Here is a 17,497-nt window from a genome sequence, read left to right on the forward strand (position 1 = left end):
GTAAATTCTCTTTTTTCTCTTTATTTCTGTCAGAAATACCGAACAACCTTGCTGAATGAGATCAAAAATATTAGATTTTAGAAAAAAATAGTGAAAGTTGGTTGTCACTTTCTGAAACAGATGTTAAACTGTTTTCATCGTTTGGAACAAAAGCTAACATTAAAAGTGCCAACCAACGATTATGAATGCTTGAACCAATCAACATATTTTATTAAAGCTACTTCTAGACTACTTGAGCAAAATAGATCACTATTTTGTTTCTTAAGAGGATCGAAGGAACGTAGTGATATAGCCCACTTATATATCGTCATGATAAGGATGACAGTTTCTAGCCAGCACCGTAAATGCTGGACTATAAGTGAAAGAGTGTCTTGCACCCTTTTTACTTATTTAGTAAAAGGGTTTTTTTGTTTAAAAAGCAGACATTTTTGCGTATATCGCACGAGCTTGAAACCTTGAAAGGGTGATCCATGAGGTCGAATAGTGGTTAGCTTTGATATCAATAAATGAAAAAGGGGAAAATAAAGTGAAAGAATTAGTGGAACGTATTCAAAAAGATGGCCGTGTGCTAGGTGAAGGCGTCTTAAAAGTAGATAGCTTTGTGACGCATCAAGTGGATCCGGTATTAATGGAACAAATAGGCCAACGATTTGCGGAAGTTTTCAAAGATCAAGGAATCACTAAAGTGGTAACGATTGAAGCTTCTGGAATTGCACCAGCTTTATTTGTGGCACAGACATTAAATGTACCAATGATTTTTGCCAGAAAAGCCAAAAGCTTGACGATGGATGAAGAATTGTTGACTACTTCTGTTTATTCCTTTACAAAACAAGTGACTAGTACGATTTCTATCTCTCGTAAATTTTTATCTGCAGAGGACAAGGTTTTAATCATTGATGATTTCTTAGCGAACGGTCAAGCGGCGAAAGGGTTGGTTGAATTGTGCCGCCAAGCAGGTGCAGGAGTCGAAGGGATCGGCATCCTGATTGAAAAATCGTTCCAAGATGGCCGTCAGCTATTAGAAGAAATGGGCTTGAAAGTTGTTTCATTGGCACGAATTGCGGCATTATCCAACGGACAAGTTGAATTTCTTGAGGAGGATGCATAAAGGTGGAGAAAGAAACAAAAAATGGCCAAGCCGCAGTATTAGGTTTACAACATCTCTTAGCAATGTATGCTGGGGCAGTTGCTGTTCCATTGCTGATCGGTACGGGACTAGGGTTTAATCAAGAGCAAATGACGTACTTGATCTCGATTGATATTTTTATGTGTGGCTTAGCAACATTATTACAATTGACGGTTAATCGTTTTTTTGGTATTGGGTTGCCAGTTGTTTTAGGTTGTGCCATTCAAGCAGTTGCACCACTGATCCTAATTGGGAGCGACCAAGGTGTTGGGGCAATTTATGGTTCGATTATCGCTTCTGGTATTTTTGTTGTTTTAGTGTCTGGATTTTTCTCAAAGATCAAACGATTATTTCCGCCGATCGTGACTGGGACGGTCATTACCGTGATTGGGTTGACGTTGATTCCAGTTGCAATCGAAAAAATGGGCGGTGGCGATTCATCTGCGACTAATTTTGGAAATCAAACCAATTTATTGCTAGCTTTCGTTACAATTGCACTGATCGTCGGAGTACAAATGTTAGCTAAAGGGTTTGTTCGCTCGATTGCTGTACTGATCGGTTTAGTTGGCGGGAGTATTTTAGCTGCTGTACTGGGAATGGTGGATTTAAGTGCGATTGGTCAAGCACCTGTTTTTCACGTGCCTCAACCTTTTTATTTTGGAAAACCAACTTTTGATGTCTGGTCGATCTTGTTGATGATCATTATTTCTATTGTGAGTATGGTAGAGTCAACAGGTGTTTACTTTGCGCTAGGGGATATCACTGGACAAAAAGTGGGCGAAGAAGAATTGAAAAAAGGCTATCGTGCCGAAGGTCTGGCGGTTATTTTAGGTGGGATTTTCAATACATTCCCTTACACTGGTTTTTCTCAAAATGTTGGGCTAGTCCAACTTTCTGGTATCAAGACAAGAAAGCCAATTTATTTCTCTGCAATTTTTTTGATTATTCTTGGATTATTTCCTAAAATAGGTGCTTTGGCACAAATCATTCCAGAGCCAGTTCTAGGTGGCGGCATGTTGGTCATGTTTGGGATGGTTGCTGTTCAAGGTATTCGGATGTTGATGGAAGTTGATTTTACGAATGACAAAAATCTCTTGATTACTGCTGTTTCGATTGGTTTTGGCTTAGGATTCAATATTATGCCGACTTTATTTAGCCAATTACCCCCAACAGTTCAAATGTTTACGGGGAATGGGATCGTCATGAGTAGCGTGACAGCAATCGTTTTGAATCTTATTTTTAACGGGTTGAAAAAAGATGAAGAGATTATTGAAGAAGCATTAGCAAAAAAATAACTTGAATCGTCCTAAAAATGAGACTGAGACAAAAGTAACATCTTCGAAAAATAAGCAGGGATTGACCAAAAAGTTGAAAAGCAAATTTTGGAAATTCCTGCTTATTTCTTGACGCTAAATACCTTTGTCTCAACCTCGTTCTAGTTTATTTCTTTATGTATACGCTAAAATCAATATTCTATACCTATTATATGCTATTTATGCTATGCAAAAGAGGAACCCCGCTCTGATTTATCTGGTTGTTTACTTTTTTCAGTTTGTTTCCCTTGACTTACAATTTCACTTTGTTTTTCCTTCGCATTTTCTTTTAGATCAATAAATGTACTTTGACCCCTCATTGTTGCAAATTCCTTTTTTTGGTCAGCTAAATTTTGAACTATGTTTATTGAATTATTAATTTTTTCCGAAAGTATTTTATTCGAATTTTCTAAGTTTGTCAAATCATCCTTGAATTTGGGATCAATTTGTTGGGTTACTTGTGTATTTTTAGATAAATGATTCACCTCATTCATCAAAGTTTTGAGATTCGTTTTTAAAGCATTAAGCTCAGCCTGTTTTTCTTGACTTATGGGTAACATTTTATCTATTGCTGCTTCACTCTCCATTATATATGCTGCTTTATCTACAGATATCGTACTCAATTCTTTATTATAAGTTACTATATTTTGATCTTTTGTGTCTAATTTTTTCGTTAAATCTCTCTTCTCTCCTGTAAAATACACTATAATTTTATTGAAAAATGACGAATTATCTATTTCATTTATTTGATTTTTTATGTTCTTTCGGCTCTCTGTTTCATTACTTAATTTATCTTGGATTCTAGACTCTTTTTTATCTAGCAGGGACATTTTATGTTTATTATCTTTAACATACTGCACAGTGTTTGTGATTTCCTCAAATTGGTTTTCTTTGAGTTTTCCATTTTTATCAGGACTGTTAGTCGTTAAGTTATTGTATTTTGCTTCTAACTGGTTGTTTGACTTTTTAAAATTGTCCATATACACCTTAATTTTTTTATCATCAGGTTCTCCTCTTTGTTCTCTCTTTGCTTGTAACGCGTCCAAATTAGCCGCTGCATTTTTTTCCTCTTTCGCTTTTTGCTGTCGTTGTACTTTGGGTTTATTTATGTTTTCCATATGATTGTATCTGTTTTTGGCATATTTAAGTTTTTCTGATATTTTTAATGCTTCATTGCCAAAAGGATCGGATATCCGAGCATGCTGCATTTCCAATTTATTCACTTGTACTTTTGCTTCATCTAATTCTTTTGCGCTAAATGCTGGTTGATCCTTTTCTTCTTGATGATGACTTATCATATATTCCAAGCATTTATTTTCTTTTTCGTAGTTTTCTTTCGCCACTTTGCTCGCTGATGAATATTCATGTTTCACATTAAGGGCTTGTTTTGCTTTTTCAGTTATTTTTCTTTGACTGTTAATCTCATCTTTTGTAAAGTAAAACCCTTCATACCATTCTTTCATCTCTTCACTCCTTTATTTTTATTCATAGTTCAATCTTAACACGTTAAGATTATTGTTATATTCTAATAATTTCTTTTGTTAGGAAAAGATGAAAAACTACTCTTTTCTTCTACTTGTATAATGGATAATTACATAAATCTATACAAAGGATATGATAGTTCCCACGAAATTTATTGTTTCCATTTACAAAAACATACTAAGATTAGAGAGTGGGACAATAGTCAAAAAAAATCTGATTATTGTCCCATTTTTTTTGATTTTAAGGCACACAAAAAGCACACAACCTTGTATGATTCAAGTGCTTAAAAAAAAATCAAAGGAGTGTGCTTTATGTTTAAAAAAAATACCATCAACCAAACAACTTTACCACTAGATGTAGAATATTTACTGATGCTACCTTTATGCGGATGAAAGACGATTATATGCGAAATGGACAGCGCAAACCAGGTTATCATTTACAAATCGCCACCGAAAATCAGTATGTTTTTAGCTATGAATTATTTCCGAATCCCACAGACACCAAAACATTGAAGCCATTTTTAGATAGTTTTTTAGACCAACATAAGGAGTTGCCGGAGTACATTGTGGCAGATGCAGGGTATGGTAGCGAAGAAATTTACATGTATATCAACGATGTTTTACATAAAACCCCCTTGATTACCTATGGAAGTTACCACAAAGAAAATAAAAAGAAGTACAAGGAGAATCCGTTTAACGTGGAGAATTGGCGTTATTTTGAAGAATAAGACACCTATATTTGCCCAGCGAATCGTCCGGTACCGTTCAAAAATTATAGTCGCAGAATAGATAAAGGTGGCTTTATTTGAGATTTCAAAATCTATGAATGTGAGGATTGTCGGAACTGTCCAGTCCGTCGTCAATGTACGCGTGCGAAAAGTGAACAAAAGCGAAAAATTCAAGTAAATAATAATTGGCGCTATTTCAAAGCAGAATGCAGAAAAAAGCTTCTAGAGGAGAAAACTGGTTCGATTTATCGGAAACGAAAAATGGATGTCGAACCCGCGTTCGGATATCTAAAGGCTAGCTTGGTGTTCCATCGTTTTCATTTACGTGGAAAACAAGGAGCAACGATTGGTATTGGTTTGGCACTGATGGCATTAAATTTAAGAAAATTAGGAAAATATATGGAGAGGAAAGTGCGCATAACAAAAATAAGTTCGATTTTGACAATAAACATCAAAATCGAACTTATTTTCTTTTTGAGAAAGAACGATTGTCTCACTCTCGTTTTTTCGCTGATATAAATACCGAACATTAAAGCTTAAAATCTTTATAATATTCGAAAATTCTTTGACATCAAAAAAACCGATTGCTAAAATATGAATGTGAAAGTAGAGAAAGGAGAAATGTATGACAATCAAGGTTGCGGTAATTATGGGGAGTACATCTGATTGGGAAACGATGAAAAATACTTGCGAGATTCTAGAAGAGTTTGAGGTGGCTTACGAAAAGAAAGTCGTCTCTGCGCATCGTACACCTGATTTGATGTTTCAGTATGCCAAAGAAGCACGAGCAAGGGGAATCAAAGTGATCATTGCTGGAGCAGGTGGAGCCGCTCATCTGCCAGGAATGGTGGCTTCTCAAACAACCTTACCAGTAATTGGCGTTCCGGTACAAACACGAACATTGAACGGATTAGATTCGCTATTATCTATTGTCCAGATGCCTGGTGGTGTTCCTGTGGCAACGACGGCGATTGGAAAAGCGGGGGCAATTAACGCTGGACTACTTGCGGTTGAGATGCTTTCAATGTATGATTTAAAGTTGGAGGCTAAGTTAGCGAAAAGACGGTTAATGTTAGCTGAAACTGTGATAGAAAGTAGTGATCAACTTGGTTAAACCTTTGTTGCCTGGATCAACGATCGGAATTGTCGGTGGCGGACAATTAGGACGGATGATGGCGATCAGTGCAAAAGAAATGGGCTTTAAAGTCGGGGTTCTTGATCCTGTAACGAATTGTCCAGCAGCTCAAGTAGCTGATTGGTATATTCAAGGAACATACGATGATACTTTTGCATTGGAAGAACTTGCTAGACGAACAGATGTTATCACGTATGAATTTGAAAACGTCAGTGTGGAAGCATTAAATGCCATTTCCTCTATGTCGTTTATTCCTCAAGGAACTGATTTATTAGCGATCACCCAAGATCGTCTTTTAGAAAAATCTTTTTTAGAAACGAATAATATCGTTATTGCCCCTTATGCGACAATTGTAAGTCCAACCGATATTCAAGATGCCATTGATGGTATTGGTTATCCTTGTGTGTTGAAAACGACACGAGGTGGATATGACGGCAAGGGACAATACGTCTTGAAAAGTCGGGCAGACCTTGCGCCAGCAATGGATTTACTAAGGGAAGGGACCTGTGTATTGGAAGCATGGATTCCCTTTGAAAAAGAAATCTCGATCTTAGTTGCTGGAAACGGACAAGGGGATTATAGTACATTTCCAGTGGTTGAAAATATCCACCGTAACAACATTTTACATGAAACGATTGCACCAGCAACAATCGCTGATGAGGTTGTTGAAGAAGCAGAGCGGATTGCTCGAGTCATCGCTGAAGGAATGAGCTTATCTGGCGTACTTTGCATTGAAATGTTTTTAACAAAAACTGGTGGTTTATATGTGAATGAATTAGCACCACGACCTCACAACTCGGGACATTACTCCATTGAAGCATGCTCGATGAGTCAATTTGATGCCCATATTCGGGGAATATGTGGTTGGCCATTAAGTAAAAAAGTCCGTTTATTGAGTGAGGCAGTGATGGTCAATGTATTGGGCGAGCAGTTATTAGAAAGCTATCATTTGATCGATAAAAAACCAGATTGGCAATTTCATTTTTATGGGAAAGCACAAGCGAAAAAGGGTCGTAAAATGGGGCATATTACTATCGTAACTGAAGACATTCAACAAACTTTGGATGAAATAAAGAAAACCAATATTTGGGATTAAAGGAGAAAAATTGATGTTAGAACGTTATACACGACCTGAAATGGGCAATATCTGGACAGAACAAAACAAATACCAAGCTTGGCTGGAGGTAGAAATTTTAGCTGACGAAGCATGGGCAGAATTAGGAGAAATTCCTAAAGAAGATGTCAAAAAAATTCGTGAACATGCATCTTTTGATATTGAACGTATTTTGGAAATTGAAAAGGAAACACGTCACGACGTTGTTGCCTTTACTCGAGCAGTTTCTGAAACATTAGGTGAAGAACGTAAGTGGGTCCACTACGGCTTAACGAGTACTGATGTCGTGGATACAGCTTATGGTTATCAAATCAAACAAGCAAATGATCTTTTACGAGATGATTTGAAACGTTTTACGGCAATTATTGGTGAAAAAGCTAAAGAACATAAGTACACAGTGATGATGGGAAGAACGCATGGCGTTCATGCTGAACCAACGACATTTGGCTTGAAATTAGCTACTTGGTATTCAGAAATGAAACGAAATATTGAACGTTTTGAGCATGCAGCCAAAGGTGTTGAAGCAGGTAAGATATCAGGAGCGGTAGGAACATTTGCGAACATTCCGCCATTTATTGAAGAATATGTGTGTGAAAAATTAGGGATTCGTCCGCAAGAGATCTCTACGCAAGTGCTCCCACGTGATCTCCACGCAGAGTACTTTGCGACTATGGCATTGATTGCTACCAGCATCGAACGTTTTGCAACAGAAATCCGTGGTTTGCAAAAATCAGAAACGAGAGAAGTAGAAGAGTTCTTCGCTAAAGGACAAAAAGGGTCTTCAGCAATGCCTCATAAACGAAACCCAATCGGTTCAGAAAACATGGCTGGACTTGCTCGAGTGATTCGTGGTCATATGGTCACAGCCTATGAAAATGTTTCGTTGTGGCATGAAAGAGATATCTCTCATTCGTCAGCAGAACGAATCATTTTACCTGATACAACAATTTTATTGGACTATATGTTGAATCGTTTTGGAAATATCGTAAAAAATCTGACGGTCTTTCCTGAGAATATGAAACGTAACATGGAAGCTACTTTTGGCTTGATCTATAGTCAACGTGTGATGTTGAAACTGATTGACAAAGGTATGACAAGAGAAGAAGCTTACGACTTGGTTCAACCTAAAACAGCTTATGCATGGGATCATCAAGTTCAATTTAGACCTTTACTTGAAGAGGATCCAACGGTTACTTCTGTTTTAACAAAAGAAGAGATCGATGACGCATTTGACTACCATCATCACTTGAAAAATGTGGATGTGATCTTTGACCGTGTTGGTTTAGGAGAAAAAGACAAATAATCAAAATGAGTGGCTTGCTTGGGATTGCTAGAAGCAGCCACTCTTTTACTGAAATGTAATAAAAAAGAACCTTGACACAGATAACTCAACTGGTCGGGGTTCTTTTTAGCTATTTTGATTCATTTCATGATGTTGCTTGATAATAGCATGAGAAAACTATCCGTAAAGGGCTTGAGCGGAATAGTTAAAATGTTTAGTATGAAGCAAACTCAATAATTCTTCGATAAAAGTATAATCAAATTCTTGCTGATCATAAGTGACTTGGATACGATAATGATTTTTGAATAATTTTTGTTCGTGTATCTGACTGATCACGAGTTGATGTTCAGAAAATGTTTGATATTCAAATGTGCGCTTTCGACACTCAGTATGGCGCTTTGCCGCACGACGGATTTTTCTGAAGGTATAAAAACTCGTATCTTTATTACATAAGTAGACATCTTTGATAGACAACAGGTCATTATATAAACGTGACGTTTCCTCGGGCGATAAATCCATTAAAAAACATTGGGCACAAACTGCGGCCTCTTCCATTTCGCTACCTCCTTGAATTCCTTGAATAAATATCCAGAATCATTCTAATCCTACTATAGCATCAATTATTATAGGTGTAAACGCTTATTATTTTTCCAGGGAAGAATTTTTTGATTAAACACGAACATTAGACAATTTTAATGCTATAAATGTACATGTTTTTATTGAACAGGATAAAAACACTTGTTAAAATTTAAAGTGAAAAGACGAACAAAAAAATAATGTTTGTTGTGATCGTCAAGAATTTAAGGAGATGTCGAAATGGAACAGAAAGATTTGCTGTATGAAGGAAAAGCCAAAAAAATGTACCATACTTCAGATGAACAGGTGATTTGGGTGGAATACTTGGACCAAGCTACCGCTTTAAATGGCTTGATGAAAGACCAAGTAAATGGAAAAGGGGAACTGAACAATCAAATCACAAGTAAAGTCTTCCATTATTTATCCGAACAAGGGATTGCCAATCACTTTATTCAACAAATCGGAAAAGACGAACAATTAGTGAAAAAATTAAATATTCTTCCCTTAGAAGTGGTAGTCAGAAATAGTGCAGCTGGTAGTTTTTCAAAACGGTTGGCAATTCCTGAAGGACAAAAATTACCCACACCAATTGTCGAATTTTATTACAAAGACGATCAATTAGATGATCCATTTATCAATGATGAACATGTGCTGTTTTTACAAATTGCAGATGAAGCTGAAATTACTGAATTAAAGACACAGGCTAGAAAAATCAATCATTTGTTAATCCAACTATTTGAGAAAATCGATTTACAGTTAATTGATTTCAAACTGGAATTTGGGAAAACAGCTACGGGCGAAATCGTATTAGGAGATGAAATTTCGCCTGACACTTGTCGATTATGGGATCTGAAAACAAACGAACACATGGACAAAGATGTTTATCGACGAAAAATTGGGGAGATTGTCCCAGTATATCAAGAAGTTTTGACACGTTTAACACAAGTTGGTTTATGAGAGGGGAAAATGAAATGTATTTTGTAAAAGTTTATGTCACCTATAAAGATTCTGTATTAGATCCTCAAGGAGAAGCAGTGAAAAATGCGGTCCATCGTTTGGGATATGAAACTGTTGAAGATATCCGAATCGGTAAATATTTTGAGATCCAAGTTTCAGCAGAAGCTAGCGCAGTAGAGGAAACGATTGAAGGGATTTGTGACAAACTATTAGCTAACGTCAACATGGAAACGTATCGTTATGAAATCGAACAATTGGAGGGAATCTAGCATGAAATTTGCCGTGATTGTCTTTCCTGGTTCGAACTGTGATGCGGATATGCTGTGGGCAATTCGTGACATTATGGAAGTAGAAGCTGAGTATGTTCGTTATGATGAAACCTCTCTACAAGGCTATGACGGCGTATTGCTCCCTGGTGGTTTTTCCTATGGCGATTACTTGCGGTGTGGAGCTATTGCGCGTTTTTCAGCTATCATGAATGAAGTCGTTCGTTTTGCGGAGGAAGGAAAACCAGTCTTTGGTACATGTAATGGGTTTCAAATCCTTACAGAAGCGGGTCTTCTTCCAGGCGTGTTAAGAAAAAATGATTCTTTGCGCTTCATTTGCAAAACTGTTCCTTTGAAAGTTAACAACCAGACAGCCTTTACTTCGGAGTATGACACCGATGAGATCATTCAGCTGCCTGTCGCTCATGGCGAAGGAAATTATTTTTGCGATGATCAAACGTTGCAAGAGTTAAAAGCCAATAATCAAATCGTTTTTACTTACGCTGAGAATATCAATGGTAGTGTCGCAAATATTGCAGGGATCACCAATAAAGCAGGAAATGTGTTGGGGATGATGCCTCATCCAGAACGGGCAATGGAGGCGTTACTAGGATCAGAAGACGGAAAACGATTTTTTGCATCGATGTTAAAAAATTTTGGAAAGGTGACTGTCTAAGATGAAAACACGGAATGAACCAAGTCCCTTAGAGATCAAAGAAAAGAAAATTTATGCTGAATGGGGATTGACAGACGAAGAATATCGAATGATCGAAGAAGATATTTTGGGGAGAATGCCCAATTACACCGAAACAGGTTTGTTTTCAGTCATGTGGAGCGAGCATTGTTCTTACAAAAATTCTAAACCGATTTTACGAAAGTTCCCAACAAGTGGACCGCATGTTCTTCAAGGTCCAGGAGAAGGAGCTGGTATCGTGGATATCGGTGATGGTCAAGCAGTTGTGTTTAAAGCGGAAAGTCATAATCACCCTTCAGCAGTAGAACCTTATGAAGGAGCGGCAACCGGTGTTGGTGGGATCATCCGCGATATTTTCAGTATGGGTGCACGTCCGATTGCTTTACTTGACTCCTTACGTTTTGGCGAGTTAGACCAACCACGAACCAAGTACTTATTGGAAGAAGTAGTCGCAGGGATTTCTGGGTATGGTAATTGTATCGGAATACCGACGGTTGGAGGAGAAGTAGCGTTTGATCCTTGTTATGAAGGGAATCCGTTAGTTAATGCCATGTGCGTAGGGTTGATCGATCACAAAGACATTCAAAAAGGGCAAGCTTCTGGTGTGGGTAATTCGATCATGTATGTCGGTGCGAAAACAGGACGCGACGGCATTCACGGTGCGACTTTTGCTTCAGAAGAGTTCAGTCAAGAAGAAGAACAGCAACGTTCCGCAGTCCAAGTAGGCGATCCTTTTATGGAAAAACTATTACTTGAAGCTTGCTTAGAATTGATCCTGGAACATGCGGACATTTTAGTAGGAATCCAAGACATGGGCGCTGCTGGATTGGTTTCTTCAAGTTCGGAAATGGCATCAAAAGCTGGATCTGGTTTGATTTTGACATTAGACGATGTGCCACAACGAGAAACAAATATGACTCCTTACGAAATGATGCTTTCAGAATCACAGGAACGAATGTTGATTTGTGTAAAAGCTGGGGCAGAGGAAAGAGTCAAAGAATTATTTAAAAAATATGATTTGGATGCTGTTACGATTGGAGAAGTCACCGATGATGGCTTGTATCGCTTGTACCATCATGGGGAAGAAGTAGCTAACTTACCAGTTGATGCCTTAGCCGAAGATGCACCTGTTTATGAAAAGGCAGTGCAAGAACCCGCTCGAATCGAAAAATTTAAACAGTTAGGGCAATATCAACCAATCATTGAAGATGCGAATCAATTATTGCTAGATTTATTGAAACAACCGACAATAGCTTCAAAACATGCGATTTATGAAACCTATGATTCTCAAGTACAAACCAATACAGTAGTTTCCCCTGGAAGTGATGCTGCCGTATTGCGTATTCGTGGAACTGAAAAAGCAATTGCTATGACGACTGACTGTAATGCCCGCTACCTTTACTTAAACCCCGAGATAGGTGGCCAAATTGCTGTTGCAGAGGCTGCCAGAAACATTGTAGCTAGTGGCGGACGTCCATTGGCGATCACAGACTGCTTGAATTATGGTTCTCCTGATAAACCAGAAGTATTTTGGGAACTGGTCAAATCAGCAGACGGGATTGCCAAAGCATGTGAAGTCTTTGCGACACCTGTGATCTCCGGGAATGTTTCTTTATACAATGAAACGGATGGCAAAGCGATTTATCCTACCCCGATGATCGGCATGGTCGGATTGATCGAAGACCACCAACACATCACCACTCAATCTTTCAAAATAGCGGATGATTTGATTTATCTTGTTGGTGAAACTTATGACGATTTTAATGGTAGTGAATTGCAAAAAATGCAATTAGGAAAAATTGAAGGGGACATCGAGCATTTTGATCTATTGACGGAACAACAAAACCAAGAAAGTCTACTGGCGGCTATTCAAGCAGGAGTGGTAACCAGTGCGCATGATTGTTCGGAAGGCGGTTTGGCTGTGGCGTTGGCTGAAGCAACTTTTGGTACCCAATTGGGATTAGATGTCACAGTAAATCTGACGACAGCACAACTTTTTTCAGAGACACAATCAAGATTTGTGGTCACCATCCTTCCAGAAGATCGCGAGGAATTTGAACGTTTGATGGGCGAAAAAGCAAGTTGTATCGGTAAAGTGACTGAGTCAAGTAATATCGTGATCCAAGCAAGTGATGGGGAAATCCATCTAGCTGTTACAACAGCTAAAAAATGCTGGGAGGACGCAATCGAATGTCTTATGAAGTAAAAAGTTTAAATGAAGAATGTGGGGTGTTTGGTGTCTGGGGACATCAAGAAGCATCTAGCGTAACGTATTTTGGGCTTCATAGTCTTCAGCACCGTGGTCAAGAAGGTGCTGGGATCGTTTCAAATGATCAAGGGAAACTATTAGGTCACCGGGATCTAGGTTTACTCTCAGAAGTTTTCAAAGATCAAAGAAAGCTAGCTGCACTCTCTGGACAAGCAGCGATTGGACATGTGCGTTATGCTACAGCAGGTAATGGTAGTGTGGACAATATCCAACCCTTTTTATTTAAATTTTATGATCAGTCAATCGGTCTAGCTCACAATGGTAATCTTACGAATGCCCGTTCATTGAGAACGTCGTTAGAAAAAGACGGTGCGATTTTCCATTCCAATTCAGATACAGAGATTTTGATGCATTTGATTCGTCGAAGTAAAAAAACAACATTACTCGATCGTTTAAAAGAAGCATTAAATGAAGTGAAAGGCGGTTTTGCCTATTTGCTTTTAACAGAAGATGCCATGATCGCCGCTCTTGATCCGAATGGTTTTCGACCTTTGGCAATCGGTCAAATGAAAAATGGTGCATATGTGATTGCTTCTGAAACTTGTGCACTGGAAGTCATCGGTGCGCGGTTTATTCGAGATGTTCGTCCAGGGGAAGTAGTGATCATTGATGACTCAGGCTACACGATCGATACTTATACGACCGAAACCCAGTTAGCGATTTGTTCCATGGAATATATCTACTTTGCACGACCAGATTCAAATATCGCTGGTGTCAATGTACACACTGCTCGTAAAAATATGGGGAGAAATTTAGCACAGGAAGCGCCAATTGATGCTGACATGGTTGTAGGTGTTCCAAATTCTTCGCTATCAGCAGCCAGTGGCTATGCCGAAGCTAGTGGCATCCCTTATGAGATTGGACTAGTAAAAAATCAATACATTGCCAGAACCTTTATTCAACCTACACCAGCGTTAAGGGAACAGGGTGTCAGGATGAAACTTTCGGCTGTCAGAGGAGTTGTTGAAGGCAAACGAATCGTGATGGTGGATGATTCGATCGTTAGAGGAACAACGAGCCGGCGAATCGTACGTCTATTAAAAGAAGCAGGAGCAAAAGAGGTTCATGTACGAATTGCTTCACCACCGTTAAAATATCCTTGTTTTTACGGCATTGATATTCAAACGAGAAAAGAACTAATTGCAGCGAATCATAGTATCGAAGAAATCAGACAATGTATCGAAGCAGATTCATTGGAATTTTTGAGTGAGGATGGGTTGATCCAAGCAATCGGATTAAAAGAAGCAGCTCCTTATTCTGGGTTGTGTATGGCTTATTTTAATGGTGATTATCCGACACCTCTATACGACTATGAAGAAAAATACCGTGAATCATTGAAAGAAAAAGTATCTTTTTTTCAATAAAGGAGGAAGTAACATGAGCAATGCCTATGCGAATGCTGGTGTGGATGTAGAAGCTGGCTATGAAGTAGTAGAACGAATCAAAAAACACGTGAAAAAAACAGAGCGACTAGGGGTAATGGGTGCTTTAGGCAGTTTTGGTGGCTGTTTTGATTTAAGTTCTTACCAATTAAAAGAACCAGTTTTGGTATCGGGGACAGATGGGGTAGGAACAAAATTGTTAGTAGCCATCGAAGCGGATCAACATGAAACAATCGGAATCGATTGTGTGGCGATGTGTGTCAATGATATTTTAGCTCAAGGTGCGGAACCTTTATATTTCTTAGACTATTTAGCTACTGGAAAAAATGATCCACAAAAATTAGAAAAAGTCGTCGCTGGCGTGGCGGATGGTTGTGTAGCAGGTAATCTTGCGTTGATCGGTGGCGAAACCGCAGAGATGCCAGGGATGTACGCGGAAAATGAGTATGATCTTGCTGGTTTTGCAGTTGGGGTTGCAGAAAAGTCGCAATTGATCACAGGAAGTGAAATCGAAGTTGGTGATGTTCTGTTAGGCTTACCTTCTAGCGGGATTCATTCAAACGGCTATTCATTGGTTCGGAAAGTGTTTTTTGAACAAAATAGTTACACATTAACCGATCAGATAGAGGGTCTGTCTGAAACACTGGACCGAGAATTGTTAAAGCCGACAAAAATCTATGTATCAGCTTTGCTGCCAATCATAAAAGAACAAAAGATCAAAGGTGCGGCACATATCACTGGTGGTGGATTCGTAGAAAATATACCTCGGATGTTGCCGGAAGGAACGGCCGCGCAAATTCAATTAGGTTCATGGCCTAGCTTGCCGATTTTTGATTGTCTCCAACGTTTAGGTGAAATCCCTGAACAAGAGATGTTTGAGATTTTTAATATGGGTATTGGCATGGTTGTAGCAGTAGCAGCTTCTCAAGTCGATGAAGTCATTGGAAAAATCAACGAGCAAGGAGAAGCGGTTTATCGAATCGGTGAAGTAATTCCCTTAAAAAATAAAGCAGTGTTGTTTGATGAGGAAGAAAAATGAAGATTGCCGTATTTGCTTCAGGAAATGGCAGCAACTTTCAAGCTTTAGTTGACTATTTTCGGGAAAATAAGTTGCCAGATACCTTTGAATGGCTTTTTTGTGACCAGCCGAATGCTTTTGTCTTAGAACGGGCAGAAAAGTTACATGTACCATTTCATTTTTTTTCACCAAAAGAATTTTCATCTAAAAGAGAATATGAAGAAAAAATTTTAGAGATCCTAGTGGAAAAAGAAATTGAACTCATTGTATTAGCAGGATACATGCGGATTATTGGTCCGACTTTATTGAATGCTTATGAGTCAAGGATCATTAATATCCACCCCTCTCTTTTACCTGATTTTCCTGGCTTACATGGGATTCGTGATGCGTTTGCTGCGAAAGTCAAAGAAACAGGTATAACGATTCATTACATTGATAAAGGGATAGATACAGGACCCATCATTCACCAAGAAACCATAGAGATCACGAAAGAAGACACATTGGATAGCTTAGAAGCAAAGATTCATCAAATCGAACATCAGACCTATCCTAAAATAATCGAAGCAGTCATCAAAGAAATGCAAAAAGTGGAGGAAGAAAAAAATGACTAGAGCATTGTTAAGTGTATCGGATAAAAAAGGAATTGTTGAATTTGCCAAGGGATTACAAGCTTTGGAAATTGAGATTATTTCAACTGGGGGCACCAAAAAAGCACTTGATGAAGCGGGAATCTTAACCATCGCAATCGAAGATGTCACTGGCTTTCCTGAGATGATGGACGGACGTGTCAAAACTTTGCATCCTAAGATTCATGGGGGATTATTAGCACGTCGTGATCTTGCTAGTCACAGAGATGCAATGGCAGCTTCTGAGATTTTGCCGATTGATTTTGTTTGCGTCAATTTGTATCCTTTCAAAGAAACAATCATGAAACCGGATGTTAATGAAAAAGAAGCCATTGAAAATATTGATATTGGTGGACCAAGTATGTTGCGTAGTGCTGCCAAAAACCATGAATTTGTCACGGCAATCGTTGATCCGAACGATTATCCAATTGTTTTAGATGAACTGAGAAATCAAGGGACTACTTCTCTAGCGACACGTCAGAAACTGGCAGCGAAAGTATTTCGTCACACAGCAACCTATGATGCATTGATTGCTCAATATTTAACGGAGCAAGTGAAGGAAGAAAAGACGGAAAAATTGACTCTTACTTTTGAACGCAAGCAAGACCTCCGCTATGGCGAGAATAGTCATCAGCAAGCTGTCTTTTATCAATCTGCTCTACCAGAACGTTATTCGATTGCTCAAGCAAAACAGCTTCATGGAAAAGAACTATCTTTTAATAATATTCGTGATGCAGATGCTGCTTTGCGGATCATGAGTGAATACCAAGAACCAACAGTCGTAGCACTCAAACACATGAATCCTTGTGGTATTGGCTCAGCTCACACGATTTTCGATGCTTGGCTAGCAGCTTATGAAGCAGATCCTGTTTCGATTTTTGGTGGGATTGTGGTATTGAATCGGGAAGTCGATTTAGCAACAGCTCAAGAAATGCATAAACTCTTTTTAGAAATTATCATTGCACCGTCTTATACACCAGAAAGTCTAGAAGTTTTAAAAGCCAAGAAGAATTTACGATTATTAACGGTTGACTTTAACTCGCAATTAACAAAAGCATCTAATGAAATTGTTTCAGTTCTTGGAGGTTTACTCGTCCAAGAAAAAGATACAGCAATGGAAGAACCAACTACATGGCAAGTAGTAACCGATCGTCAGCCAACATCTGATGAAATGGCTGCATTAGCATTTGCTTGGAAAGCTGTTAAGCACGTCAAATCAAATGCGATCGTTGTAAGTAATCGGTATCAGACGCTAGGGATTGGTGCAGGACAAATGAATCGTGTCGGTTCTGTCAAACTTGCGATTGAACAAGCTGGAGAAAAAGCACAAGCAGCTGTTTTGGCAAGCGATGCTTATTTCCCAATGGATGATTCGGTGGAATATGCAGCTAAACACGGAATCAAGGCGATCATTCAGCCTGGTGGAAGTATCAAGGATCAAGCGTCGATTGATATGGCTAATAAACATGGAATTGCCATGGTCTTTACGAATGTCCGTCATTTTAGACATTAAGATAGAAGGAGTAAGAA

The 17,497-nt window shown here is 38.6% G+C and carries 15 protein-coding genes, 1 pseudogene and 1 riboswitch; of the genes and pseudogenes, 14 read left to right on the plus strand and 2 right to left on the minus strand.

Annotation, left to right across the window (positions count from 1 at the left end; all coding sequences use genetic code 11):
- The first annotated feature begins 277 nt into the window (after nucleotides 1-277).
- Nucleotides 278-375: riboswitch (purine riboswitch) on the plus strand.
- A gap of 151 nt (nucleotides 376-526) precedes the next feature.
- The gene (locus IGK81_RS05300) at nucleotides 527-1,108 is read left to right on the plus strand and encodes a xanthine phosphoribosyltransferase (protein ID WP_010719393.1); all 582 of its coding nucleotides are present in this window, start codon (nucleotides 527-529) and stop codon (nucleotides 1,106-1,108) included.
- 2 nt (nucleotides 1,109-1,110) lie between these two features.
- Nucleotides 1,111-2,421, plus strand: coding sequence for a nucleobase:cation symporter-2 family protein (locus IGK81_RS05305; RefSeq protein WP_010719392.1), 1,311 nt, complete (start codon nucleotides 1,111-1,113; stop codon nucleotides 2,419-2,421).
- Nucleotides 2,422-2,624: 203 nt separating this feature from the next.
- Here IGK81_RS05305 and IGK81_RS05310 read toward each other — a convergent pair whose 3' ends face one another.
- Nucleotides 2,625-3,902 carry a hypothetical protein gene (locus tag IGK81_RS05310; RefSeq protein ID WP_034700362.1) on the minus strand — a complete coding sequence of 426 codons (1,278 nt, stop codon included), beginning with the start codon at nucleotides 3,900-3,902 and terminating at the stop codon, nucleotides 2,625-2,627.
- A 383-nt stretch (nucleotides 3,903-4,285) separates the two neighbouring features.
- Here IGK81_RS05310 and IGK81_RS05315 point away from each other — a divergent pair.
- The 4 genes and pseudogenes from IGK81_RS05315 to purB all read left to right on the plus strand — a co-directional run.
- Nucleotides 4,286-5,167, plus strand: a pseudogene (locus tag IGK81_RS05315) (transposase); the annotation flags it as partial.
- Between the two features lie 106 nt (nucleotides 5,168-5,273).
- Nucleotides 5,274-5,762 (plus strand): 5-(carboxyamino)imidazole ribonucleotide mutase, encoded by a 489-nt coding sequence (purE, locus tag IGK81_RS05320; RefSeq protein ID WP_010719389.1) that lies wholly within the window; start codon nucleotides 5,274-5,276, stop codon nucleotides 5,760-5,762.
- A complete protein-coding gene (gene purK, locus IGK81_RS05325) occupies nucleotides 5,755-6,879 on the plus strand; it encodes a 5-(carboxyamino)imidazole ribonucleotide synthase (protein WP_010719388.1) in 1,125 nt (374 codons plus the stop codon). Before purE ends, purK begins: the two co-directional genes overlap by 8 nt.
- Nucleotides 6,880-6,892: 13 nt before the next feature.
- Nucleotides 6,893-8,200 carry an adenylosuccinate lyase gene (gene purB, locus IGK81_RS05330; RefSeq protein ID WP_010737434.1) on the plus strand — a complete coding sequence of 436 codons (1,308 nt, stop codon included), beginning with the start codon at nucleotides 6,893-6,895 and terminating at the stop codon, nucleotides 8,198-8,200.
- Nucleotides 8,201-8,356: 156 nt separating this feature from the next.
- Here the strand turns inward: purB and IGK81_RS05335 are convergent, their stop codons facing one another.
- A complete protein-coding gene (locus tag IGK81_RS05335; RefSeq protein WP_010737435.1) occupies nucleotides 8,357-8,734 on the minus strand; it encodes a hypothetical protein in 378 nt (125 codons plus the stop codon).
- A 261-nt stretch (nucleotides 8,735-8,995) separates the two neighbouring features.
- Here IGK81_RS05335 and purC point away from each other — a divergent pair, with 261 nt between their 5' ends.
- Genes purC through purH form a run of 8 tightly spaced genes read left to right on the plus strand, consistent with a single transcriptional unit; the run spans nucleotide 8,996 to nucleotide 17,480 of the window.
- A complete protein-coding gene (purC, locus tag IGK81_RS05340) occupies nucleotides 8,996-9,712 on the plus strand; it encodes a phosphoribosylaminoimidazolesuccinocarboxamide synthase (protein WP_034700365.1) in 717 nt (238 codons plus the stop codon).
- Between the two features lie 14 nt (nucleotides 9,713-9,726).
- On the plus strand, nucleotides 9,727-9,981 hold the full coding sequence (gene purS, locus IGK81_RS05345; protein ID WP_010737437.1) for a phosphoribosylformylglycinamidine synthase subunit PurS: 255 nt from the start codon (nucleotides 9,727-9,729) through the stop codon (nucleotides 9,979-9,981).
- A 1-nt stretch (nucleotide 9,982) separates the two neighbouring features.
- Nucleotides 9,983-10,654, plus strand: coding sequence for a phosphoribosylformylglycinamidine synthase subunit PurQ (gene purQ / locus IGK81_RS05350; protein ID WP_034700366.1), 672 nt, complete (start codon nucleotides 9,983-9,985; stop codon nucleotides 10,652-10,654).
- Between the two features lies 1 nt (nucleotide 10,655).
- Nucleotides 10,656-12,878: a phosphoribosylformylglycinamidine synthase subunit PurL gene (gene purL / locus IGK81_RS05355; RefSeq protein ID WP_034700368.1), complete on the plus strand. Its 2,223-nt coding sequence runs from the start codon at nucleotides 10,656-10,658 to the stop codon at nucleotides 12,876-12,878.
- Nucleotides 12,863-14,305 (plus strand): amidophosphoribosyltransferase, encoded by a 1,443-nt coding sequence (purF, locus tag IGK81_RS05360; protein ID WP_034700370.1) that lies wholly within the window; start codon nucleotides 12,863-12,865, stop codon nucleotides 14,303-14,305. The genes purL and purF overlap by 16 nt, the downstream gene beginning before the upstream one ends.
- Before the next feature lie 13 nt (nucleotides 14,306-14,318).
- On the plus strand, nucleotides 14,319-15,362 hold the full coding sequence (purM, locus tag IGK81_RS05365) for a phosphoribosylformylglycinamidine cyclo-ligase (RefSeq protein WP_034700371.1): 1,044 nt from the start codon (nucleotides 14,319-14,321) through the stop codon (nucleotides 15,360-15,362).
- Nucleotides 15,359-15,952, plus strand: coding sequence for a phosphoribosylglycinamide formyltransferase (gene purN, locus IGK81_RS05370; protein ID WP_010719379.1), 594 nt, complete (start codon nucleotides 15,359-15,361; stop codon nucleotides 15,950-15,952). Before purM ends, purN begins: the two co-directional genes overlap by 4 nt.
- Complete coding sequence (gene purH, locus IGK81_RS05375) at nucleotides 15,945-17,480, plus strand: bifunctional phosphoribosylaminoimidazolecarboxamide formyltransferase/IMP cyclohydrolase (protein ID WP_034700373.1); 1,536 nt, start codon at nucleotides 15,945-15,947, stop codon at nucleotides 17,478-17,480. Before purN ends, purH begins: the two co-directional genes overlap by 8 nt.
- The last annotated feature ends 17 nt before the right edge of the window (nucleotides 17,481-17,497 follow it).

The organism is Enterococcus sp. DIV0703, assembly GCF_051711065.1.
GTDB lineage: Bacteria > Bacillota > Bacilli > Lactobacillales > Enterococcaceae > Enterococcus_B > Enterococcus_B hirae.